Origin of the sequence: Sphingomonas sp. PP-F2F-G114-C0414 (assembly GCF_003688595.1) — a bacterium.
Taxonomy (GTDB): Bacteria; Pseudomonadota; Alphaproteobacteria; order Sphingomonadales; family Sphingomonadaceae; genus Sphingomonas.
This window is the reverse complement of record NZ_RCWT01000011.1, coordinates 290,595-314,909: the sequence shown is the minus strand read 5'-3', so window position 1 is coordinate 314,909 and position 24,315 is coordinate 290,595. Positions and strand designations below refer to the sequence as shown.

Here is a 24,315-nt window from a genome sequence, read left to right as displayed (position 1 = left end):
AGGATTTTCCATGACTGCCCCGACGAACCCGCTTCTCGATACGCTGTCGCTGCCCCGTTTCGCCGAACTGTCGCCCGACCAGATCGCGCCCGCGCTCGACGAAGCGATCGCGCGGCATGAGGCGATGGTCGAGGCGCTGACGACCGCGCGGCCGACCGATTTCGCGGGCGCGTGGTTGCCGTACGAGCGCGCGAATACCGAGATCGGCGCGATCTGGTCGGCGGTGTCGCATCTGCACGGTGTCGCCGACACGCCCGAACTGCGCGTGGCCTATTCCGAGGGGCAGAAGCGGCTCGTCGAGAACGACATGAAGGTCGGCCAGAACCGCGATCTGTACGAGGTGTTCGTCGCGCTGAGCGTGTCGCCCGAGTTTGCCGACTTGGCCGTCGAGGACCGGGTCGCGGTGGAGCAGGCGATCCGCGATTTTACGCTGTCGGGCGTGGCACTGGAGCCGGAGGCGCGCGATCGGTTCAGCGAGATTTCGGTCGAGCTGTCGGGGTTGTCGAACGAGTTCGGCAGCGCGGTGCTCGATGCGACCGATGCGTGGTCGGAACTGGTGACGGACGAGGCGGATCTCGCGGGGATCTCGGATGCGGACAAGGCGATGTTCGCGGATGCCGCCAAGGCGAAGGGGCAGGCGGGCTGGCTGGTCACGCTGCAACAGCCGAGCGTCAACGCGGTGCTGACCTTCGCCGAGAACCGCGAGTTGCGTGCGCGCATGTACCGCGCGTTCGCGACGCGGGCTTCGGACCAGGGGCCGAATGCGGGCGAGTTCGACAACGGCGCGCGGATCGCGCGTATCCTCGAGCTGCGGCACGAGGGCGCCAAGCTGCTCGGTTTTACCGATCCGGTCGCGTGGTCGCTGGAGACCAAGATGGCCCCGAACGGCGCCGAGGTCATCGCGTTCCTGCGCGATCTGGCGCGGCGCGCGAAGCCGGCGGCGGAGCGCGACCTTGCCGAACTGAGGACGTTTGCCACCGAGCAACTCGGGATCGCCGATTTCGAGCCGTGGGATGCGGGCTTCGTGTCGAACCGGTTGCGGCAGGATCGCTATGCGGTCGATGCGCAGGTGGTGAAGGCGTATTTCCCGGTCGAGCGCGTGATGGAGGGCTGGCAGACGCTGATGCAGCGCTTGTTCGGTATCAAGCTCGTCGAGCGCGACGATGTCTCGCTGTATCATGACGATGCGCGGTTCTTCGACGTGGTGGACGAGAGCGGGACGGTGTTCGCGGGGCTGTATCTCGACCTCCACGCGCGTACCGGCAAGCGCGGTGGCGCGTGGATGGCGCAGGCGCGACCGCGGCTGCACGACGGCAACACCGTCACGGTGCCGGTCGCGTATCTCGTCTGCAACTTCGCGCCGGATGGTGGCGAGACGCCGTCGCTGCTGAGCCACAACGACGTGACGACGCTGCTGCACGAGACCGGCCACTGCATCCACCTGCTCTTCACCAAGGTGAACCGGCCGAGCATCGCAGGGACCAACGGGTTCGAGTGGGACGCGATCGAGCTGCCGAGCCAGCTGATGGAGGATTTCGCCTGGGACAAGGACGTGCTGACCGGCATGTCCGGCCACTACAAGACCGGCGAGACGCTGCCCGCCGACCTGTTCGAGCGGATGGTGAAGGCACGGCATTTCCAGGCGGGGATGTTCATCTTGCGCCAGGTCGAGTTCGCGCTGTTCGACCTGCTGCTGCATCTGGGCACGATGGGCAGCGATCCGATCGAGGTGATCGAGGCGGTGCGCGACGAGGTGGCGGTGATCCGTCCGCCAGCATGGCACCGCTTCCCGCACGCGTTCAGCCATATTTTCGCAGGCGGCTACGCGTCGGGCTATTACAGCTATCTCTATGCCGAATTGCTGGCCGCCGATGGCTTCGAGGCGTTCGCCGAGGCGGGGCTGGTCGATCGCAAGACCGGCGACCGGTTCCGCGAGGAAGTGCTCGCGCGCGGTGCGACACGGCCGGCGGCGGACAGCTTCCGTGCATTCCGTGGGCGTGACCCAGAGCCGACCGCGATGCTGGTCCGTCACGGGCTGCAAGGGTGACGAAGCGCGTCGACCGGCGCTGGTTGTCGGAGGCGGTGCGGCGGATCGAGGCGGACTATAACCGGTCCGCCGACACGCATCTGATCCGCGTCGACCTGCCGCGGTACCCCGGCATCGTTCTGTACCTGAAGGACGAGAGTTCGCACCCGACCGGCAGCCTCAAGCACCGGCTCGCGCGGTCGCTGTTCCTGTATGCGCTGTGCAACGAATGGATCGGTCCCGAGACGACGGTGATCGAATCCTCGTCGGGATCGACCGCGGTGTCGGAGGCGTATTTCGCCAAAATGCTGGGGCTGCGGTTCATCGCGGTGGTGCCCGCGACGACCGCCAAGCCCAAGCTCGACGCGATCCGCTTTCACGGCGGCGAGATCCACATGGTCGACGATCCGCGTACCGTCTACGCCGTCTCGCACCGGCTCGCTGCGGAGACGGGCGGGCATTATCTCGACCAGTTCACCTATGCCGAGCGGGCGACCGACTGGCGCGGCAACAACAACATCGCCGAGAGCATCTTCGCGCAGATGGCCGAGGAGGAGCATCCGTGCCCGTCCTGGATCGTCTGCGGTGCGGGGACGGGGGGCACCTCGGCGACGATCGGGCGCTTCATCCGCTATTGCCGGCACGACACGAAACTGTGCGTCGCGGACCCGGTGCACTCGGTGTTTCACCGCCATTTCGAGGACCGCTCGGTGGTCGCGTTGCCGGAAGGATGCGCGTCGCGGATCGAGGGGATCGGGCGACCGCGGGTCGAGCCGAGCTTCGTGCCGAGCGTCATCGACAGGATGATCGCGGTCGAGGATGCCGACAGCATCGGCGCGATGCGTGCGTTGTCCGACCGGCTCGGGCGGCGCGTCGGCGGCTCGACCGGAACCAACCTCTGGGCCTGCGCGCAGATCGTCGAGGAGATGGCGGCGGCGGGCGAGACGGGGAGCATCGTCACGCTGTTGTGCGATGGCGGCGACCGCTATGGCTGCACCTATTACGACGATTCATGGCTCGACGATCGCGAGGTCGCGTGGACCGGGGCGGCGGCGCGGATGGCGCAATTTCTGGGCTGAGCAACCGATGACCACATGGCAGTTCTGGATCGACCGCGGCGGCACGTTCACCGATGTCGTCGCGCGGCAACCGGACGGGCGGATCGTCACCGCCAAGCTGCTGTCGGAGGATCCCGAGCGCTATGATGATGCGGCGGTCGAGGCGATCCGGCGGCTGACGGATGGCGCGGATGTGCCGCTGGAGCTGCGGATCGGCACGACGGTCGCGACCAACGCGCTGCTCGAGCGCAAGGGCGAGCCGACCTGCCTCGCGATCACGCGTGGGTTCGGCGATGCGCTGCTGATCGGCCACCAGGAGCGGTCCGACATTTTCGCGCGCGACGTGAACCGTCCGCCGCCTTTGTTCGCGCAGGTGGTGGAGATCGACGAGCGGGTCGGGGCGGAGGGCGATGTGCTCCGGCCGCTCGACGTCGATGCGGCGCGCGCGGGCTTGCAGGCGGCATTCGATAGCGGACTGCGTGCCGTCGCGATCGTTCTCATGCATGGCTATCGCTTCACCGCGCACGAGGAGGCCCTGGCGGCAATCGCAACCGAGATCGGCTTCACGCAGATTTCGGTCAGCCACCGCGTCGCGCCGTTGATCAAGCTGATCGGGCGCGGGGATACGACGGTCGTCGATGCGTATTTGTCGCCGGTCGTCGATCGCTATGTCGCAGGCTTGAGCGACGCGCTGGGGCAGGGCGCGCTGTTCATGCAGTCGTCGGGTGGACTGGTCGATGGCGCAGGCTTTCGCGGTAAGGACGCGATCCTGTCGGGGCCGGCGGGCGGGATCGTCGGCATGGCCGCGACCGCGCGCGAGGCCGGGTTCGAACAGCTCATCGGCTTCGACATGGGCGGTACCTCGACCGACGTGTCGCACTACGCCGGCACGTACGAACGCGACACCGAGACGCTGATCGCCGGCGCCCGCATCCGCGCACCGATGCTGCGGATCCACACGGTGGCGGCGGGCGGCGGCTCGATCTGTCGGTTCGATGGCGAGCGGCTGATCGTCGGCCCCGAGAGCGCAGGCGCGGTGCCGGGGCCTGCGTGCTACCGCCGCGGTGGGCCGCTCACCGTCACCGATTGCAACGTGATGCTCGGCAAGGTTCGCCCCGAATTCTTCCCGGCGTTGTTCGGGCCGGCAGGCGACCAGCCGCTCGATGCCGAGGCGGTGGCTGCCCGGTTCGCGGAACTGCCGCTCGATCCGCAGGTCGCCGCCGAAGGGTTCATCGCGGTTGCGGTGGCGAACATGGCGAATGCGATCCGGACGATCTCGGTCGCGCGCGGGCATGACGTGACGCGCTACACCCTCGCCTGTTTCGGTGGGGCCGGGGGGCAGCATGCGTGCCTCGTCGCCGACGCGCTGGCGATGGACCGGGTGATGATCCACCCGCTCGCCGGCGTGCTGTCGGCGTACGGCATGGGGCTGGCCGATCGCCGGGTCCTTCGCGAGGCTACGTCGGGTGCGTCGTTTGTGGAGTATGCCACGATCACGCAGGCGTTGGACGCGTTGGCTGAGGCGGCACGCGATGCGCTGGTAGCGCAGGGTGTCACGGCGGACGACGTTCGGATCGAACGCCGCGTGCATCTGCGCCGAGGCCAGACCGACCACACGATCGAACTCGATCTCGACGACCCGGCAGCGATGATCGCTGCGTTCGACGCCGCCCACATCGCGCAGTTCGGGTTCGCCAGCGAAGCACCGCTGATTGCCGACCGGATCGTCGCGGAGGCGGTTGCCGAGAGTCCGCCGATCGACGCCGCGCTCGTCGCGTTCCCCGAAGAGCCGGCCGCGCCGCTGTCGGTCGCGCCCGTCTACATGGCCGGCGCATGGCACGACACGCCCGTCCTGGCGCGCGAAGGCCTCCCCGCCGGCCACGCCATCGACGGCCCCGCACTGATCCTCGACAGCGTCTCCACCACCATCGTCGAGCCCGGCTGGCGCGCGCGCGTCGATCCGATCGGCAATTTGATCCTCGACCGCATCGCACCCCGCGTCGGCGCGAGCATCGGCACCGAGTCCGATCCTGTGCGGCTAGCGATCTTCGCCGGCTTGTTCATGAGCATTGCCGAGGAGATGGGCGCCGCACTTCAGCGCTCCGCCGCGTCGGTCAACATCCGCGAACGCCTCGACTTCAGTTGCGCGCTGTTCGACGCGCACGGCAACCTTGTCGCGAACGCGCCACACATCCCCGTGCACCTCGGCTCGATGGGCGAGAGCATCCGCACGATCATCGACGCGCGCGGCGGCGGCGCAGACGGCCGCGGTATCCGCCGCGGCGACGCCTACGCGCTCAACGCCCCCTATCGCGGCGGCACGCACCTCCCCGACATCACCGTCATCATGCCGGTCTTCGCAGACGACAATGACGCGCCGGCGTTCTTCGTAGCCGCCCGCGGGCACCACGCAGACGTCGGCGGTATCACGCCCGGATCAATGCCGCCCGAAAGCCGCTCGGTCGAGGAAGAGGGCGTGCTGCTCGACGACGTACTGGTGGTCGATGAAGGGCGCTTCCGCGAAGCCGAACTGCGCGCGGTGTTCACGTCCGGTCCCTATCCCGCGCGCAATATCGACCAGAACATAGCCGATCTCGCCGCGCAGTTGGCGGCCTGCACGCGCGGCGCAACCGGCCTCACGGGATTGGCCGACGAGTACGGCACCGACGTCGTCGCGGCCTACATGGAGCACGTCCAGGCCAACGCCGACGCCGCCGTCCGCCGCCTGATTGCGACGCTCAACGAGGGCGCGTTCGCCTATGAAATGGACGATGGCGCAGTGGTCCGCGTGGCGGTCCGCGTCGACCGCGAGGCCGCGACGATGGAGGTCGACTTCGCCGGTACCAGCGACCAGCGGCCGACCAACTTCAACGCCCCCGTCTCGATCGTCCGCGCGGCGGTCCTCTATGTCGTCCGCGCGCTGATCGACGAGGCGGTACCGCTCAACGACGGCTGCCTGCGCGGCGTGACGATCCGCGTGTCCGAGGGCTCGATGCTCAACCCGCGCTATCCGGCCGCGGTCGTCGCCGGCAACGTCGAGACGAGCCAGGTCGTCACCGACGCGCTGTTCGGCGCGCTCGGTGCGATGGCCGCCAGCCAGGGGACGATGAACAACTTCACCTTCGGCAACGACACGCACCAATATTACGAGACGATCGCCGGCGGTGCAGGCGCAGGCCCCGGCTTCGACGGCGCGTCGGTGATCCAGACGCACATGACCAACAGCCGTCTCACCGACCCGGAAATCTTCGAGACGCGCTTCCCGGTGTTGCTCGAGGAATTCTCGATCCGCCGCGGTTCGGGTGGGGCAGGCGCACATCACGGCGGCGACGGGGCGACGCGACGAGTCCGGTTCCTAGAGGACATGACCGCCTGCATCCTCGCCAATCGCCGCCGCGTGGCCCCGTTCGGCATGGCGGGGGGCGAACCGGGCGGGCTGGGCACGGCGACAGTCGAGCGCGCGGACGGCAGTGTCGAGCGGCTCGGCTCGACTGCCAGGGTCGACATGCGGCCGGGCGATGTGTTCGTGATCGAAACACCCGGTGGCGGTGGTTTCGGACCCATTTGATCCGCCGCACGATACGACGACCGGTTGCGGCAACGGGACGGACGCGTCACACACGGTCCGCACCAGATCATCGTGAAAGAGAGCCCATGACCGCATTCCGTTCCCGCGCCCTGTTCGTCCGATTGCTCGCGGGATCGGTTCTCGCGATTGCCGCTCCAGCAACTGCGCAGACGACCAACAACGCGCCCGGTGCCGCGGCAGCGAAGACCGCGGCCCCCAAGGCGCGGCCTTGGATGAACACCAAGCTCAGTGCAGACGCACGCGTCGACCTGCTCCTCAAGGAGATGACGCTCGACGAGAAGCTGCAGCTCACCTTCGGCTATTTCGCGACCAACGCCGACTGGCTGAAGACGCCGGTCAAGAACTGGGTCTATCCGAAGGACGGTCTGCCCGCATCCGCCGGGATCGTGCCCGGTATCCCGCGGCTCGGCATCCCTAACCAGTGGGAGACCGATGCCGGCGTCGGCGTCGCCAGCCAGCGCGGGCCGACGCCGCGCCTCCGCACCTCGCTGCCGTCGGGGATCGCGACCGCGGCGACCTGGAACCCCGAGCTGGCTCAGGCCGGCGGCGCGATGATCGGCCGGGAGGCGTTCCTGTCGGGCTTCAACGTGCAGCTCGCAGGCGGGATGAACCTGACGCGCGAACCGCGCAACGGCCGCAACTTCGAATATGGCGGCGAGGATCCGTTGCTGGCGGGCATCATTACCGGCCACGAAATCAGAGGTATTCAGTCGCAGCACGTCGTTTCGACGATGAAGCATTACGCCTTCAACGGCCAGGAGACGAACCGCAACAACATCGATCACAAGATCGGCGAACAGGCGGCACGCCAGTCCGACCTGCTCGCGTTCGAGATCGCCAACGAGGTCGGCCAGCCCGGCTCGGTGATGTGCTCTTACAACCGCGTGAACGGCCATTATGCGTGCGAGAACGACTGGCTCTTGAACAAGGTGCTCAAGCGCGATTGGGGCTTCAAGGGCTATGTCATGTCCGATTGGGGCGCGACGCATTCGACCAGCGAGGCGGCCAATGCCGGGCTCGACCAGCAGTCGGGCTGGGCGTTCGATCGCTCGGCGTATTTCGCCGATGCTCTGCGTGAGGCGGTCAACAACGGCCATGTCAGCGAAGCGCGCGCGACCGACATGGCGCGGCGCGTGCTGTGGGGGATGGTGTCGGTCGGCGCGTTCGACACGGTGGTGAACGGTGACCAGGCGACGAAGATCGACTACGCCGCGCATGCCGCGGTGACGCGCGCGGATGCGGAAGAAGGCATCGTCCTCCTGAAGAACACCGCGGGTCTGCTGCCGATCGCCAAGTCGGCCAAGTCGATCCTGCTGATCGGCGCGCATGCCGATGTCGGCGTGCTGTCGGGTGGCGGTTCGAGCCAGGTCTATTCGCACAACGCGCCGACCAACGGCCTGATCGTACCCGACGAGTTCCCGAGCGGCTTCCCCGGTCCCAAGACCTATCACGCGTCGTCACCGATGAAGGCGTTGCAGGCGCGGACCGGCGCGACCGTGACGTATCTCGACGGCAAGGACGTCAAGGCGGCTGCCGTGGCGGCGCGGAAAGCGGACGTCGTCGTCGTGTTCGGCGAGCAGTGGACGGGCGAGTCGTTCGACGTCCCCGACCTGAACCTGCCGGCTGGCCAGAACGCGCTGATCGACGCGGTCACGCGCGCGAACGCGAAGACGGTCGTCGTGCTCGAAACCGGTGGTCCGGTGGTGATGCCGTGGCTCGGCAAGGTCGGCGCGGTGCTGGAGGCGTGGTATCCCGGCACGGCGGGCGGCGAAGCGATTGCGCGCGTGCTGACCGGCGAGATCAACCCGTCGGGGCGTCTGCCCGCGACCTTCCCCGCGTCGCTCGCGCAGCTGCCGCGGCCGAAGCTCGAGGGTGACCCGAAGCTCGACCGCGATTCGCATCCGATGGGCAATTACGACATCGAGGGCGCTGCGGTCGGTTATAAGTGGTTCGACAAGACCGGCGCCAAGCCGCTGTTCCCGTTCGGCTATGGCCTGTCCTACACGAACTTCGCGATGACCGGCCTGACCGCGGCGCCTGCCGGCAAGGGCATCAAGGCGGACTTCACCGTCCAGAACACCGGCGCGGTACAGGGCAAGGCGGTCGCGCAGGTCTATGTGTCGGGCGCCGGCTGGGAAGCACCCAAGCGGCTCGGCGCGTTCCGCAAGCTCGATCTCGCCCCTGGTAAGAGCCAGACGGTGTCGGTGACGATCGACCCGCGCCTGCTCGCGACGTTCGACGTCGCCAGCGGCGGCTGGAAGATCGCGGGCGGCGACTACAAGGTGATGTTGGCGACGTCGGCTGCTGATATCGTCCAGACGGCGACAGTCCGCGTGGCCGCGCAGACGCTCGACGCCCGGGGACGTTGAGCGGGCTCGGCGGTTATCCTGTTCGAGTTAGGGGTAGGGCGCCAGACCATCTCTTCTCCTCCGTCATGCCGGGCTTGTTCCGGCATCCACGGTCCCGCACGATCGAGACATTTTGGTTCGCGGAACGGTGGACCCCGGAACCAGTCCGGGGTGACGGAGCCTGTATTGTAACACGCGCCCAAAGCTGAACCCCGAAACGGCGTGGGCATCGCTCTAGTCCGGATCAGCGCAGCCGGCGCGGGTCGACCACAACGTATTTGATGTGCTTGCGATCATAGGTGTAGGTGATCCGGACCAGCCCGTCGCGCGTCTGGATCACCGCGGGATAGGCATAGCCGTCGGGTAGCGGCTTGTTCTCCAGCGTCAGCACCGGATGCCAGCGCACGCCATCGTCCGACATCGCGAGATTGAGCGGCCAGCGCGGTCCGTCGCCCGGACGGTCGGGCCAATGACCGCTGTGATTATACACGATCAACTGTCGCCCATCGCGCAGCGTCACCGCATCGGTACCCGCGTTCGGGTTGGGAAGGTCGATCGCGGCGAGCGGCGACCAGGTCCGGCCGATATCCTTCGACCAGCTCATCGCCAACGCACCCTGGCGCGTGCGGGCGACGAGTTCGAGCCGCCCGTCGGGATAGGACAGCACGCTGGGCTGGATCGCCTCGATGTGCATCGGCGAGGTAATCGGCGGCTCGACCGTCCAATGCGCGCCGCCATCGGTGCTGCGTTCCATGCGGAGCGACCAGCGATTGGCCTCCGCGGTCCCCTCCTCGCGGCTCGACGGCGCAAGCCAGCTGCCATCGCGCAGCACGACGGGCTTATTCTTGATCGGACCGAGTACCCCATCGGGCAGGCGCTCCGCCTTGCCCCAGCTTCGGCCGTCGTCGGTCGAGCGGAGCATCATGCCCCACCAGTCACGTGGGTTCGGCCCGACCTTGTAGAACAGGCGGAGGTCGCCGGGAGTTGGCTGGAACAAGACCGGGTTCCAGGTGGGAAAGCGACGACCATCCGCGCCGATACCGCTCGCCACCGGCTCGGGCGCGGTCCAACCGTCGCCCACGCCGCCGCCGTTGCGCGCCGTCCAGATGCGGACATCGGCATTGCCTTCGCCCGATCCGGCGAACCAGGCCGCCATCAGGCTGCCGTCGGCGAGTTGCACGATCGTCGACGCGTGCGCCTGCGGGTAGGGGGCATGCGCATCGATCAGTTCGGCCTTGAGGATCGGATCCGATGCGGCTGATCGCGCGGCGTTGTCGGGAGCGCCACCCCCCGACAGCAGCGCTGCCAGCCCGATGATCGCCGCCTTCACGGGGACTTACGCCCGCCCGCGGATCGCCGCGATCCGCTCGTCGACGCGCCGTTCGAGGATGGTCAGCGGCATCGCGCCTTCGAGCAGAATGTCGTGGAACTGCTTCAGGTCGAACCGGCTGCCGAGCGCCGCCTTCCCCTTCATCCGTGCGCGCGTCCAGGCCATGTGGCCGACCTTGTAGCTGCACGCCTGACCCGCCTGCGTACAATAACGCTCGACCTCGCGCAGCGTCCGCGGTCGCGCGAAGCCGGTGGTCGCGACCATGTAATCGGTCGCCTTCTCGCGGCTCCACTGCTTGGCGTGGATGCCGGTATCGACCACCAGCCGCGTCGCGCGGAATAGGAACGACTGGAGATAGCCCGCACGCTCCAGCGGAGTCGCATAGGCGCCGAGTTCGTCCGCCAACTGCTCGGCATACAGCGCCCAGCCTTCCGAATAGGCCGAGAAGAAGCCGATCTTGCGCAGCGTCGGAATGTCCTTAGATTCCTGCGCGAGGCTGATCTGGAGGTGATGCCCCGGCACGCCCTCATGATAGGTAAGCGACGGGAGCGTGTATTTCGGCCAGTCGCCGACGTCCTTCAGGTTGACGAAGTAGATCGCCGGGCGGCTGCCATCGAGCGAGGCGCGGTTGTAATAGCCGTTCGCCGCGCCGTCCTGGATCTCGACCGGGACCGCACGGATTTCCAATGGCTGCGTCGGCACCCGCGAGAACGCCTTGGGCAGCTTGGTGTACATCGCCTTGATGCCCTCGTTCAGCCCAGCGATCAGCTCGGTGCGCCCCTCAGCCGTGTTGGCATAGAGCTGATCGGGCATGACGTTCAGCTTGGCGAGCCGCTCGCCGACGGTGCCGGTGGCATAGCCCTGCGACTTGAGGATCGTGTCGAGTTGCGCGGTGATCTCGGCGACCTGCGCCAGGCCGATGCGGTGGACCTCGTCGGGGCTCATCGTCGTGGTGGTCGCCTGGTTGAGCGCCATCGCATAGATCGCGTCGCCGTTCGGCACGCGCCAGATCCCGTCGCCGGGCTTGGTAGTCGGCTTCAGTCGCTCGATCAGCGCGATCTGGCGGTCGAGCGCGGGATAGACCTTCTCGTCGACGATCTTCGCGGCGCGTGTCTGCCAGTCGCCAGCAAGGCCCTTGGCGGCGGCACGCTTGACGAGCGACTGGACGATGCTCGACGTCGCCGCCGGCTGACTGCGCAGTTTCCGCATCTGGCCAAGCGTCAGGTCGAGCGACCAGCCGGGCGTGAGCAGGCCACGCGCCGCCTCGGCCTGCTGCATCGCACTTTCCTGATCGAGCACGGTGCCGAACTGGTCGAGCCGCGCCAGATACGCCTCGGCATCGGGTGTCGCCGCGATGGTGTGCGCGGTGTTGAGGAAGTCGGGCACCTGGAAATAGGCGCCGCCCTGCTGGAAGATCCGGTAGGGGCGGATCGGGCTGTCCATGCCGAATTTTTCGGGCGCGGCGATCTGCGTTTCGAGCGAATAGCGGACGACTTCTAGATTTAGCTTGGCGGCCGGCGACAGCCCTGCTCCGTCATAGCGCGCAAGGCTCGCAATCGCGGCCTTGGTCTCGGCGACATCGCTCGCACGCTTCTCGGGGGTCCGCGGCGAAAGCTGGCTCTTCAGCGCGGCCAGCGGCCCCTTGTCGAGGCCAAGCGAGGTCGCGAGCTCGGGCGATCGCGCGACGCTCTGCTGGAAGATCCGTTCGAAATCGGCGTTCAGCGCGGTGTCGCCGGTGGGTTTCGAGAAAGCAGCTGAGGGAAGCAATGTGGTCGCGAGTGCTGCGACACCGCCCGATGCGAGAAACTGACGACGATCCATGACGAACTCTCCCGTGATATGCTGCCTATCCTAGGCGAACATGACACGGCTTTGCCAGTTGGGCGTCGTCCGAATCTCGTCGCGATCGGGGGAACCACATCTGACGCTGGAGGTTCAAACAGGGAGACCGGCGGTGTGGTTGAGCCACCCCCAACGACCCCGTCGGTCGCCCGTGTGCGTATCGAGACCAGCCGTGCGAGATAGATCATCCAAGCCGTTCAACGATGGGCGCTTGCACGCGGTTGGCGAAACCTTGCGCAGTTCGTGGCAGACGCCGACGGATACGATGATCACCGACGACCTGCCGACGTTGCTGACCCTGCTGTCCAAGGTGCCGAGCCGCTGCAAACGCCCGTGACGGATCCGTAACGAAAGCGGGTGCGGGCCGTCTTTGGTGCCCGTACCCGCCTTCGGTTACGCCTTGGCCTTCATCGCCTCGATCAGTTTCTTGACCTCCTGGCTGCGGCCGCGCGGCATGATCAGCACGTCGTTGCCGCTCGCGACCACGATCAGATCCTCGACGCCGACCAGCGACACGCGGATGCCGTCGCTGCGGACGAAGCAGTTCTGCGTGTCGATCGCCAGCACATCGCCGTCCTTGTCGCTGCGATGCGCGTTGCCGCTCGCGTCGCGATCGCTGATCGCATGCAGCGCGTCCCAGCTGCCGACGTCGTTCCAGCCCATCGCGACCGGCACCACCGCGACGCGGTCGGCCTTTTCCATGACCGCATAGTCGATCGAATCGTCCGGCGACGCGGCGAAGGCGGCCGCATCGGGATAGACTCGCGTGCCCTCGATCCGGGCCTTGTCCATCGCCTCGCGCGTCGCGACCAGGATGCCGGGATGGAACTGCGCGAGCGCCTCGAGATAGGCATCGGCGAGGAACAGGAAGATCCCGCCGTTCCAGGCATGATCGCCGCTCGCCAGCATCGACTGCGCCTTGTCGAGCGGAGGCTTTTCGACGAACCGCGCGACGCGATTGATGCCGGGCTGGAGCTCGTCGCCGATCTGGATCCAGCCATAGCCGGTCTCGGGCGCATCGGGCGCGATCCCGAAGGTCACCAGCCAGCCTTGCGCCACCAGCGGCATCGCCGCCTCAATCGCGGCATGGAACGCGGCGACGTCGCCGATCACATGGTCGGACGGCATCACCAGCAGCGCGTCGCCACCGCCGCCCGCCGAGGCGGCCTTCGCCGCCAGCGCGGCCAGCGCGATCGCAGGGGCTGTGTTGCGGCCGGCGGGTTCGAGGATCAGCGCCTGTGGTGCGGCGCCGGCCTCGGCAAGCTGCTGCTCGACCAGCTCTGCATGCCGCGCATTGGCGACCACGATCGGCGCGGCGTAGCGATCACCCAGCGCGCGGCCGGCAGTCAGCTGCAGCATCGTCTCGTCCGCGGTCAGCGCCAGCATCTGCTTGGGCATTTCGGGGCGCGACATCGGCCAGAGGCGGGTCCCCGAACCACCCGACAGAATAACGGGGACGATCTTACGTACGGTCATGAATCCTCCAGATTGCGCCGAGCTATAACGGCGAGTCCGTGCCTGCCAATCGTCTAATCGGTCGATTCGCTGCACGGTCTTCAGGGTTTTTTGGTATTTGACCGCGTAGCACTGGCCAGGTGTCGGTAGCATTTACAGATGATGTGTCGGGATAGCGTGCGATGATACGGCTCTTCAAACACTATGTGCCGCATGCCGTGCTGCTGCTCGGACTGGTCGATCTTGCCCTGCTGATCGCCTCCGCGGAGATCGGCTGGGTCGTTCGCGCGCATCAGATCGGCATGGCGGTCGCGCCGATCCATACGCGGATCGCGCAGTTGCTGACGTTCGCGATCGCGCTCCAGGTGTCGCTGGTCGCGGTCGGCGCGTACGGCGTGGCGTCGTTCCTGTCACTGCGGTTCGCGGCTGCCCGGCTTGCGGTGGCGCTGGCGCTCGGCGTGATCGCGCTGTCGTTCATCTTCTTCCTCGTGCCTGCGCTGAGCTTCTGGCGGTCGAATCTGCTCTATTCGACGATCATCGCGACGGTGCTGCTCGTCACGGTCCGCGCGCTGCTCGGCAAGACGCTGGGCGGCGATACCTTCAAGCGTCGGATCGTCGTGCTCGGTGCCGGTGCCCGCGCCGCGCGGATCCTCCAGCTGTCCGAACAGCCCGGCATCAACTTCATCGTCGCCGATTTCGTCGCGATGGGCGAGCCCAATCAGGTGATCGGCGACGCCAGGCCGCGCGCGGAAATTCCCAATCTGTCGGCGCATATCGTCGATCGCAACGCGAGCGAGGTCGTGCTCGCGCTCGACGAGCGCCGCAACGCGCTGCCGATGAAGGATCTGCTGCGGGTCCGCACCACCGGCGTCCAGGTCAGCGAGATCTCGACCTTTCTCGAACGCGAGACGGGGCGGATCGACCTCAAGAGCGTCAATCCGTCCTGGCTGATCTTCTCCGATGGGTTCGCCTCGAGCCGGATGCTGTCGAGCGTCTTCAAGCGCGCCTTCGACATTTTCGCTAGCGGGCTGTTGCTCGTCCTGACGCTGCCCGTGATCCTGCTGACCGCAGTGGCGATCAAGCTCGAATCGAAAGGCCCGGCGTTCTACCGCCAGCGCCGTGTCGGGCTGTACAATGAGGGGTTCGACATTCTGAAGCTGCGGTCGATGCGCCAGGATGCCGAGGTCGCGGGCACCGCGGTCTGGGCGGCGGAGGACGATCCCCGCATCACCCGGATCGGCCGGTTCATCCGGAAAGTCCGGATCGACGAACTGCCGCAGACCTGGACCGTGCTCAAGGGCGAGATGAGCTTCGTCGGCCCGCGTCCCGAACGTCCGCAGTTCGTCGAACAGCTCGAGGAACATCTGCCGTTCTACGCCGAGCGCCACATGGTGAAGCCCGGCATCACCGGCTGGGCGCAGATCAATTACCCGTACGGTGCGTCGATCGAGGATGCCCGACACAAGCTCGAATACGACCTGTATTACGCGAAGAATTATTCGCCGTTTCTCGACATGCTGATCCTGTTGCAGACCTTGCGCGTGGTGCTGTGGCCGACCGGCGCGCGATGAGCGCCCCGATGAGCAAATCGTGAGCGGCGCGCTGATCCTGTGGACGCACGCGCTGACCGCGCTGCTGTTCGGTACGCTGGGCCTTGCGCAACTGCGCGGCGGGCAGGGGGCGAACTGGGGGCTTGGGCGCTGGGCGCATCGTGCGTTCGTCGCCGCGTTGTTCGCGACCAGCCTGTGGGCGTTGGCGGTGGCGGGGATCGATGCGCGCGACGTCGCGACGCGGATCGCCGAAAGCGTCCGCAACATCGCCTGGCTGCTGTTCATGATGGCGCTTGTGCGGCACGATCGCGTCGGCAGCGTCTCGCTCGGCGCGGTGTACGGCGTGGTGATGATCATTGCCGGTGCCAGCGCGGTGCTCGCGGTGGTGCAACTCGCGCCGGTCGAAGTCGACGCATTGGTCGCGCTGGAGTCCGCGCGGCTCGTGTTCCGGATGATGGCGGCGGTCAGCGCGCTCGTGCTGCTGCATCATCTGTATCAGGCGGCGCCGGCCTCACGCGGCGGCGTCCGCCTCGTGGTCCTGGCGCTGGCGGCGATGTGGAGCGTCGATCTGCTGCTGTTCGCTGCGCGCTACGTGCAGGGAGACTGGTCGATCGGCCTCGTGATCGTCCGCGGCGCGGTTATGGCGAGCGTGGCGGTGCTTCTTGCGATCGCCGTGCATCGGAGCGGCGACTGGACGCTCGCGGTATCGCGACCGATCGCGGTGAGGGCACTGTCCGCGATCGCGCTCGTCCTGTACGCTGGCGCCACCGCGCTCGCGACTAGTATCGCGGCGAGCTATGCCGGTGGCTCGCTGCGGATCGTCCAGACCGCGATCGTGTTCGGCGCGACCGCCGCGCTGCTGGCGCTGATCTGGACACCGTGGCTGCGCGCCTGGACCAAGGTGAAGGTCGCCAAGCATCTCTTTCGACACCGCTATGATTATCGCGCGGAGTGGCAGCGCTTTACCGACACGCTCGGCAAGCCCGGCGCCGATGCGGAGTCGCTCGAGACCCGGGTCGTGAAATCCATCGCCGACCTGACCGATTCGCCCGGCGGCCTGTTGCTCGTTCCCGATAATGCCGCGCTCGTCATGGGCACGGGGTGGAACTGGACCGCAGGTTCCGACGGCCCGCCCCATGAAGAGCTGGCACGCTATCTGTCGGAGGACGCACGGATCGTCGAGCTGGACGGCGTCCGCGCCGGAACCTGTTCCGCGGACGAGGCGGCGAGCGTTCCCGACTGGATCCGGGCATGTCCCGAAGCGTGGGCGATCGTGCCATTGGTCCATGGCGGTTCGCTGGTCGGCGCGATCGTGCTCGCGCGTCCGCCGGTCGACCGCGCGCTCGACTGGGAGGATTTCGACCTGTTGCGCGTCGCCGGGCGGCAGGCGGCAAGCTATCTCGCCGAAGACCGCGCGCATGCCGCACTGGCGGATGCGGCGCGGTTCGACGAGTTCAATCGCCGCTTCGCGTTCATCCTCCACGACATCAAGAATCTCGTCAGCCAGTTGACGCTGGTCGCGCGCAATGCCGAGCGGCATGCCGACAATCCCGCGTTCCGCGTCGACATGGTCGCCACGCTCAAGGATTCGTCCGATCGTATGAACGCGCTACTCGCCCGCCTGTCGCAGCATGGCCCGGTCCGCAACGAGCCGCTCCAGCCGATCGATGTTGGCGCGATCGTCGATCGGGTCGCCGCCGGTCGCCGCGCACAGCATCCGATCGCCGCGCGTACGGTCGCTGCGTGCGCACTCGGTCATGTCGCACGGCTCGAACAGGTGCTCGGTCATCTCGTCCAGAACGCGATCGAGGCGAGTGGCGCGGCGGACGCCGTCCTGTTATCGGTCGAAACCATCGGTGATCACATCGCGATCGATGTCGTCGATCGCGGCTGCGGCATGACGCCGGGGTTCGTCCGCGATCACCTGTTTCGTCCGTTCGTCTCGTCCAAGCCGGCCGGGTTCGGGATCGGCGCGTTCGAAGCCCGCCAGCTCGTCCATGCGATGGGCGGCACGCTCGAGGTCACCAGCCGCGAAGGCGAAGGGACCCGATTCCGCATCCTGCTTCGCGTCGCCGACAGACTTGAGGCAGCGGCATGAGCGACGACCGGACTTCGCGCGGCGCTACGCCCTTGCCCGTGCTGCTGATCGTCGAGGACGATGCCGGCCTGCAACGCCAGCTGCGATGGGCGTATGAGGGGTATGAGATCGTCGTCGCCAGCGACCGGGCGCAGGCGCTCGACGCGATCCGCGCGCATGAGCCCGCGGTGGTGACGCTCGACCTCGGCCTGCCGCCCGATCCCGATGGGGTCACCGAAGGCTTCGCGACGTTGCGCGATATCCTGGCGATGAAGCCCGATACCAAGGTCATCGTCGCCTCGGGGCACGGTGCGCGCGAAAGTGCGCTTCAGGCGATCGCCGACGGTGCGTGGGATTTCTACGCGAAGCCGATCGATATCGATGCGCTCGGCCTGATCGTCAGCCGCGCCTTCCATGTCCATGCGCTGGAGGCCGAGAACCGTCGGCTCGCCGGGCGGATCGGTCCCGGCGGCTTCGGCGGCCTGCTCGCCGCGTCGCCCGAGATGGCGGTCGTCACGCGGACGCTGGAGCGAGTCGCGCCCGCCAACGTGTCGGTGATGCTGCTCGGTGCGAGTGGGACGGGCAAGGAACTGCTTGCGCGCGGACTGCACGATGCGTCGCCGCGGTCGCGCGGCAATTTCGTCGCGATCAACTGCGCGGCGATCCCCGAGACGCTGCTCGAAAGCGAATTGTTCGGTCACGAAAAGGGTGCGTTCACCGGCGCCGTCAAGACCACCGAAGGCAAGATCGAACATGCCGCGGGTGGCACGCTGTTCCTCGACGAGATCGGCGACGTGCCGCTGGCGCTCCAGGTGAAGCTGTTGCGGTTCCTGCAGGAGCGCGTCATCGAGCGGGTCGGCGGGCGCAAAGCAATCCCGGTCGATACCCGGATCGTCTGCGCGACGCATCAGAATGTCGACGCGATGGTCGCCGCAGGCCGGTTTCGCGAAGACCTGTATTACCGCCTCGCCGAGATCGTCGTCCGGATACCGCCTCTCGCCGAACGGACCGGCGACGCGGTATTGCTCGCGCGGCATTTCGTCACGCGCTACGCCAAGGCGATGAACCCCGTCGTCACCGGCCTCGCTCCCGACGCACGGGCCGCCATCGACGCCTGGGGTTGGCCCGGCAACGTCCGCGAACTCGAGAACCGGATCAAGCGCGCGGTCATCATGGCCGACGGCAAGCTCGTCACTGCCACCGACCTCGATCTCGACGGCAAAGGCGATGAGGCCGCGGCGCTCAATCTGCGAAGCGCGCGTGAACAGGCCGACCGCAAGGCGATCCGCCAGGCGCTCGCCCGCGCCGACGGGAACATATCGAGCGCCTCGCGGTTGCTGGGGATCAGTCGGCCGACGCTGTACGACCTGCTGAAAAGCTACGACCTGCATGGCTGAGTCGATCTATCCGCTGCTGCGTCGGCGTCGCCGCAAACGCCGGTTTCGCTTGCCGCAGGCGTTCGTGGGCAATCGCGCGCGCGTGCTGGCGATCGGATTGCTGTGTTTCGTCGTCGTGCTGATCGGCGTCGCGGTCGCGATGCGTCCGCCGCCGCCGAGCGCCGATCGATTGCTCGCCGACAGCCTGAAGACGCTCGATGCGGGCAATTACAGCGCGGCGCGAACCAACGCGCAAAGGGCGATCGCCGCCGACCCGGATTTGGCGATCGCCCATGTCGTCTTGGCCCGCGCTTTCTTGGAGCTGGACGACGGGGTCGCGGCGGAAACCGCGCTCGCAGCGGCGACTGCAGCAGGGTTTCCCGCGGATCGTCTGCATCAGCTTTCGGCGCATGCCCGCCTATTGCGCGGCGATCCCGCCGGTGCGATCGCCGAAGCGGCGGCGGCGCAACCGCGCTTTGTGGGTTACGCGACGCGCGTGCGGGCGCGGGCGCTCGCGGCGCAGGGGCATGCCGGCGATGCAGTCGCGGTGCTCCAGACGCTGGTCGCGCGCGCGCCGAGCGATGCGGCGGCCTGGACCGATCTCGGCCGCCTGAGTTTGACCGGAGGCGACGTCGGCGGTGCGACGATCGCGGCGGCGAATGCGGTATCGCTGGATCGGCGCAGGCCCGCAGCGCTCCTGCTCCAGGGAGACGTCGTCCGCAGCCGCTATGGCCTCGTCGCGGCGCTGCCCTGGTTCGAGGCGGCGTTGCAGCGCGATGCCTATTATCTGCCGGCGCTGATCGACTATGCCGCGACGCTCGGCGATGCGGGGCGCAACGTCGATATGCTCGCCGCCACCCGCCGCGCGCTGCTCGCGCGTCCCGGTGACCCGAACGCATCGTATCTCCAGGCGGTGCTCGCCGCGCGTGCCGGGCGAATCTCGCTTGCTCAGGCGCTGCTGGAAAAGGCCGATGGCGCGGTCGACGACACGCCTGGCACGCTCTTGCTCAGAGGAGATCTGAACTATGCGCAAGGGCGGTTCGCGCAAGCGGCGGTGCAGTGGCGCAAACTCGTGCAGATGCAGCCGTCCAACATCGCCGCGCACCAGTTGCTGGGTCTCGCGTTGCTTCGCGCGGGGAATGCCGGTGCCACGATCGCTGTCCTGCAACCCATCGCTGCGCGTCCCGACGCCGACAGCTATTCGCTCACCCTGATCGCGCGCGCGCTCGAGGCGGTCGGCAACCGGGCAGGCGCAGCGATGTTCCTCGATCGCGCGGCTGCGGCGCCGGTATCGTCCTCGCCGATCGCTCTGGCGGGTCGTCCCGTCGCGCGCGTTGTCGCGACGCCCGGCGCGCCCGCGGCGCAGCTTGCGCTCGGCGATTCGCTGGCGGCGGCAGGACGCTATGCAGACGCAGCGCGCGCCTACGCGCAGGCCGCCGACCTGTCGTTCGACGAGCCGACGATGCTGCGTCTGGTCGATGCGCTCGCCCGTGCCGGCCGCGCGCAGGACTCCGCGACGACGCTAGTCCTGTACCTGTCGCAGAATCCGCAAAGCCTCGTGGGCGCGCGGATGCTTGGTCATCGCCAGGTGGCGTCGGGCGAATGGGACCGCGCGATCGACACGCTCGAAAGCGTCCGCGCCCGCGTCGGCAACCAGGATGGCGGCGTGCTCGCCGATCTCGCGCTGGCCTATGCGGGCAGCGACGACGGCGCGATCGCGGTCCGCTATGGTCGCGCCGCCTACGCGCTGTCGCCGATGCGCGCGGCGGCCGCCGATGCTTACGGCATTGCGCTGGCTGCGAACGGCGATTTGGTCGGCGCCCGCCAATTGCTGGTCAAGGCGACGCAGCTCGCGCCGGCCGATGCCGCGATTGCCGGGCATCTTCGCCAACTCGGCTGAATGCTTGTCTCCGGCGTTTCACGCGGCCAATAGCGGCACATGATCGACCCGCTGGACCGTATCGCCGCCGCGTTGGAGCGCCTCTCGCCACCCCCGCCGCCCGCCGCCGATCCGCGCGCGCACGCCGCCTATGTCTGGCGGGGCGGCGCCTTGGTTCCGGTGCGCGGCTTCGCGCCGCTCCCTCTCGACAGGTTAGTCGGGATCGACCGCCAGAAGGCGGCATTGCTCGCCAATCTTCGCCGTCTCGCCAGCGGACATGCCGCGCAGGACGTCCTGCTGTGGGGCGCGCGCGGCACCGGCAAGTCGGCGCTGGTCAAGAGCGCGGTCGCCGCGATTCAGGCGGAGGCGGGCCAGGCTGGGTCGGGCGATCTGGCGCTTGTCGAAGTCTCCGACCTGACTGACTTGCCGATGCTGTTCGCCACGCTTGCCGGGGTGCAACGCGCGTTCGCGGTGTTCGTCGACGATCTCGGCTTCGACGTGCCCGCCGAGGCGCGTGCGCTGCGTTCGATGCTCGAAGGCGGCAGCGAGCCGCGCCCGCACAACGTCCGTCTGCTGGTGACCGCGAACCGGCGTCATCTGGCGCCCCGCGACATCGCCGAACAGGAAAGCGCGATCAATCCGCGCGATTCGGCCGACGATCATCTGGCGTTGTCGGATCGCTTCGGGCTGAGCCTCGGCTTCCACGCGCTCGACCAGGACGGCTATCTGTCGATCGTCACAGGGTATGCCGCCGCGTACGATCTCGCGTTCGAGCCCGCGGATGCGATCGGATGGGCCACGCGCCGCGGCAGCCGATCGGGCCGCGTCGCGTGGCAGTTCGTCGTCGACCTAGCAGGCGAGGCCGGCCGCAGCCTTTGACCTAGCTGCTGCCCTCGACCTGTTCCGCCAGTTCGAGCCAGCGCAGTTCGGCGGCCTCCTTCTCGGCGCGCGCGACTTCGATCGCCTTGGTCAGCTTCGCGAACGTCGCATTGTCGCGCATGTAGAGATCGGGCTTGGCGAGCTTGACCGCATCCGCCGCCATCTGCGTGTCGAGTTCCTCGATCCGCTTCGGCAACAACTCGTAATCGCGCTGGTCTTTGTACGTCAGTTTCGCGCGCGGTGCCGAAACAGCCGGAGCGGTGGCCGCGACCTTCTTCGACGCACGCTTGCCCGTCGTCGTCGAGACTCGACGCTTTTCCCAATCCTCGTAGCCGCCCGCGACCACGTCGACCGTACCCGAGCCATCAAGTCCGAGCGTGATCGTCACGGTCCGGTCGAGGAAATCGCGGTCATGGCTGACGATCAGCACGGTGCCGTCGTAATCGCCGATCACCTCCTGCAACAGATCGAGCGTCTCGAGATCGAGGTCGTTGGTCGGCTCGTCGAGCACCAGCAAGTTCGACGGCTTGGCGAATTCGCGCGCGAGCAGCAGGCGCGACCGCTCGCCGCCCGACAGCGAGCCGATCTTCGCGTCGACCATGTTCGGGTCGAACAGGAAGTCCTTCAGATACCCGTGGATGTGTTTGCGCACGCCGAGCACGTCGATCCATTCGCCGCCATCGACGACGACTTCGCGGACCGTCTTCTCGGGCGCCATCAGGCTGCGCTGCTGGTCGATCACCACCGCGTCGAGAGTCTGCGCCAACTTGATCGTGCCGCTGTCGGGCTGGATCTCGCCGGTCAGCAACTTGAGCAAGGTCGACTTGCCCGCACCGTTGCGGCCGACGATGCCGATGCGGTCGCCGCGAGTCACCCTCAACGTCAAGTCGCCGATGATCGTGCGGTCGCCGTACACCTTGGTGACGTTCTTGGCGTCGATCACGACCTTCGACTTTGTGTCGTCGCTCGCAGTCGTCAGGTTCGCCGAGCCTTGCGGCCCGATCATCGAGGCGCGTTCGGCGCGCATCTCGTGCAGCTTGGTGAGGCGGCCCTGGTTGCGCTTGCGACGCCCGGTGACGCCGCGGAGCAGCCAATGCTCCTCCAGCTTCAGCCGCGCATCGAGCTTCTCGGCCTGGCGCTGTTCCTCGGCATAGACCTGCTCGGTCCACGCCTCGAAACCGCCGAAACCGATCTCCGCGCGACGGATCGCGCCGCGATCGAGCCACAACGTCTGCTTCGTGAGTCGCGTCAGGAAGGTACGGTCATGGCTGATCACGACGAAAGCACCGCGGAAGCGCTTGAGCCAGTCCTCGATCCATTCGATCGCGCCGATGTCGAGATGGTTGGTCGGCTCGTCGAGCAGCAGCACGTCGGGATCCTGCGACAGCGCCCGGACGATCGCCGCGCGACGCCGCTCGCCGCCGGACGCGGAAGCCGCCTCGCGCGACAGGTCGATGCCGAGCTGATCCGCGATCGAATCCGCCTCGTAGTTCACCGGCGCATCGTCGCCCGCCATCACATAGTCGCGCAGAGTCGCGAAGCCGCGCAGATCGGGCTCCTGCTCGAGGATGACGACGCGGGTGCCGGGGACGATCGTCCTGCGTCCCTCGTCCGCCTGGACGCTGCCGCCGAGCAGCTTCAGCAAGGTCGTCTTGCCGGCGCCGTTGCGGCCGATCAGCGCGAGCCGGTCGCGCGGTCCGATATGGATGTCGAGATTGCGAAAGAGCCATCCCGAGCCCTGGACGAGTCCGAGGCCTTCGAATGCTAAGATTGGTGCTGCCATGTTCGCGCCACGTAGGGGTGCGAAGTGATGCAGGCAAGTTACACCGCGCGGGCTAACCTGCGTCAGTACCTTGCGCGGGGCCATTCACTGGCTGTTCAATGCCGGGCCGCTATGCCACGGCCATGAAGATGTTGCTCCTCCTTGCGACCCTGGCCTCGGCGCCGTTACTGATGGCTGCGGCACCGATGATAGCGGGCGCGGACCAGCGCCGTAGCGACCAGATGTCCGCGTTCCAGGCACGCAAGACCGGCGGGCTGTCGCTGCGAGAAATCGAGGGACGCGTGATCCCGACGATGAAGGGTGCGCAGTATCTCGGTTCCGACTATGATTCGGGCAGCGCCATTTACACGCTGAAATTCCTGCGCGATGGAACCGTCATCTGGGTCGACGTCGATGGCCGGAGCGGCCAGATCGTCGGCCGCACCGGTCGCTGACCCCTTAATCGAGAGGACTATCATGCGCGTTCTGATCGTCGAGGACGAGCCGAATCTCGGCCAGCAACTGAAGAACACCCTGGAAGGAGCCGGCTACGCGATCGACCTCGCAGTCGATGGCGAGGAAGGGCATTTCCTCGGCTCGACCGAGAATTACGACGCGGTGGTGCTCGATCTCGGGCTGCCGGAGATCGACGGGCTGACGGTGCTCGATCGCTGGCGGAAAGAGGGCAAGACGATGCCCGTGCTGGTGCTGACCGCGCGCGACAGCTGGTCGGACAAGGTCGCCGGGCTCGATGCGGGCGCCGACGACTATGTGGCGAAACCGTTCCAGAGCGAGGAACTGATCGCGCGTCTGCGGGCGCTGATCCGCCGTGCGTCGGGCAATGCCTCGTCCGAGCTGACTGCGGGCGACATCCGCCTCGACACGCGCAGCGGCAAGGTCACGCGCGCCGGCGAGCCGGTCAAGCTGACCGCGCAGGAATACAAGCTGCTGAGCTACCTGCTGCATCACAAGGGCAAGGTCGTCAGCCGTACCGAGCTGATCGAGCATATCTACGACCAGGATTTCGATCGCGATTCGAACACGATCGAGGTGTTCGTGACGCGGATCCGCAAGAAGCTCGGCCAAGACGTGATCACGACGATCCGCGGCCTTGGGTACAGCCTCGAAGACCCGGCCGCCTGAT

16 protein-coding genes are annotated in these 24,315 nt (G+C 67.4%); 12 read left to right on the top strand and 4 right to left on the bottom strand.

Translation table 11 applies throughout. The annotated features are described in order from the left end of the window. Nucleotides 1–10 precede the first annotated feature (10 nt). From C8J47_RS10550 to C8J47_RS10535, 4 genes are all read left to right on the top strand, one after another. Complete coding sequence (locus C8J47_RS10550) at nucleotides 11–2,047, top strand: M3 family metallopeptidase (RefSeq protein ID WP_121885623.1); 2,037 nt, start codon at nucleotides 11–13, stop codon at nucleotides 2,045–2,047. Further along, nucleotides 2,044–3,105 carry a PLP-dependent cysteine synthase family protein gene (locus C8J47_RS10545; RefSeq protein ID WP_121885622.1) on the top strand — a complete coding sequence of 354 codons (1,062 nt, stop codon included), beginning with the start codon at nucleotides 2,044–2,046 and terminating at the stop codon, nucleotides 3,103–3,105. The genes C8J47_RS10550 and C8J47_RS10545 overlap by 4 nt, the downstream gene beginning before the upstream one ends. A gap of 7 nt (nucleotides 3,106–3,112) precedes the next feature. Further along, complete coding sequence (locus C8J47_RS10540) at nucleotides 3,113–6,652, top strand: hydantoinase B/oxoprolinase family protein (RefSeq protein ID WP_121885621.1); 3,540 nt, start codon at nucleotides 3,113–3,115, stop codon at nucleotides 6,650–6,652. A gap of 86 nt (nucleotides 6,653–6,738) precedes the next feature. Next, complete coding sequence (locus C8J47_RS10535; RefSeq protein ID WP_121885620.1) at nucleotides 6,739–9,042, top strand: glycoside hydrolase family 3 C-terminal domain-containing protein; 2,304 nt, start codon at nucleotides 6,739–6,741, stop codon at nucleotides 9,040–9,042. A gap of 223 nt (nucleotides 9,043–9,265) precedes the next feature. Here the strand turns inward: C8J47_RS10535 and C8J47_RS10530 are convergent, their stop codons facing one another. After that, complete coding sequence (locus C8J47_RS10530) at nucleotides 9,266–10,351, bottom strand: exo-alpha-sialidase (RefSeq protein ID WP_183129072.1); 1,086 nt, start codon at nucleotides 10,349–10,351, stop codon at nucleotides 9,266–9,268. A 6-nt stretch (nucleotides 10,352–10,357) separates the two neighbouring features. Beyond that, complete coding sequence (locus C8J47_RS10525) at nucleotides 10,358–12,172, bottom strand: DUF885 family protein (protein ID WP_121885619.1); 1,815 nt, start codon at nucleotides 12,170–12,172, stop codon at nucleotides 10,358–10,360. Between the two features lie 232 nt (nucleotides 12,173–12,404). Here C8J47_RS10525 and C8J47_RS19510 point away from each other — a divergent pair, with 232 nt between their 5' ends. After that, nucleotides 12,405–12,530 (top strand): hypothetical protein, encoded by a 126-nt coding sequence (locus C8J47_RS19510; protein ID WP_259467480.1) that lies wholly within the window; start codon nucleotides 12,405–12,407, stop codon nucleotides 12,528–12,530. 56 nt (nucleotides 12,531–12,586) lie between these two features. Here the strand turns inward: C8J47_RS19510 and C8J47_RS10520 are convergent, their stop codons facing one another. Then, nucleotides 12,587–13,669 (bottom strand): mannose-1-phosphate guanylyltransferase/mannose-6-phosphate isomerase, encoded by a 1,083-nt coding sequence (locus C8J47_RS10520; RefSeq protein WP_121885618.1) that lies wholly within the window; start codon nucleotides 13,667–13,669, stop codon nucleotides 12,587–12,589. Between the two features lie 161 nt (nucleotides 13,670–13,830). On the opposite strand from C8J47_RS10520, the gene C8J47_RS10515 reads away from it, so the two are divergent. The 5 genes from C8J47_RS10515 to C8J47_RS10495 are packed head-to-tail and all read left to right on the top strand — an operon-like array spanning nucleotide 13,831 to nucleotide 21,409. Beyond that, a complete protein-coding gene (locus C8J47_RS10515) occupies nucleotides 13,831–15,219 on the top strand; it encodes a TIGR03013 family XrtA/PEP-CTERM system glycosyltransferase (RefSeq protein ID WP_121885617.1) in 1,389 nt (462 codons plus the stop codon). 19 nt (nucleotides 15,220–15,238) lie between these two features. Next, the gene (gene prsK / locus C8J47_RS10510; protein WP_121885616.1) at nucleotides 15,239–17,296 is read left to right on the top strand and encodes an XrtA/PEP-CTERM system histidine kinase PrsK; all 2,058 of its coding nucleotides are present in this window, start codon (nucleotides 15,239–15,241) and stop codon (nucleotides 17,294–17,296) included. Beyond that, the gene (gene prsR, locus C8J47_RS10505) at nucleotides 17,293–18,672 is read left to right on the top strand and encodes a PEP-CTERM-box response regulator transcription factor (RefSeq protein WP_121885615.1); all 1,380 of its coding nucleotides are present in this window, start codon (nucleotides 17,293–17,295) and stop codon (nucleotides 18,670–18,672) included. Before prsK ends, prsR begins: the two co-directional genes overlap by 4 nt. Continuing rightward, nucleotides 18,665–20,551: a tetratricopeptide repeat protein gene (locus tag C8J47_RS10500; protein WP_121885614.1), complete on the top strand. Its 1,887-nt coding sequence runs from the start codon at nucleotides 18,665–18,667 to the stop codon at nucleotides 20,549–20,551. Before prsR ends, C8J47_RS10500 begins: the two co-directional genes overlap by 8 nt. Nucleotides 20,552–20,590: 39 nt before the next feature. Beyond that, nucleotides 20,591–21,409 carry an ATP-binding protein gene (locus C8J47_RS10495; RefSeq protein ID WP_121885613.1) on the top strand — a complete coding sequence of 273 codons (819 nt, stop codon included), beginning with the start codon at nucleotides 20,591–20,593 and terminating at the stop codon, nucleotides 21,407–21,409. Between the two features lies 1 nt (nucleotide 21,410). On the opposite strand, the gene C8J47_RS10490 is transcribed toward C8J47_RS10495, so the two are convergent. Beyond that, nucleotides 21,411–23,192, bottom strand: a complete 1,782-nt coding sequence (locus C8J47_RS10490; protein WP_121885612.1) for an ABC-F family ATP-binding cassette domain-containing protein — start codon at nucleotides 23,190–23,192, stop codon at nucleotides 21,411–21,413. A 122-nt stretch (nucleotides 23,193–23,314) separates the two neighbouring features. Between C8J47_RS10490 and C8J47_RS10485 the strand changes: the two genes are divergently transcribed. Both C8J47_RS10485 and C8J47_RS10480 read left to right on the top strand, forming a co-directional pair. After that, nucleotides 23,315–23,626, top strand: coding sequence for a hypothetical protein (locus tag C8J47_RS10485; protein ID WP_121885854.1), 312 nt, complete (start codon nucleotides 23,315–23,317; stop codon nucleotides 23,624–23,626). A 22-nt stretch (nucleotides 23,627–23,648) separates the two neighbouring features. Beyond that, nucleotides 23,649–24,314, top strand: coding sequence for a response regulator transcription factor (locus C8J47_RS10480; protein ID WP_056054968.1), 666 nt, complete (start codon nucleotides 23,649–23,651; stop codon nucleotides 24,312–24,314). Nucleotide 24,315: the final 1 nt, after the last annotated feature.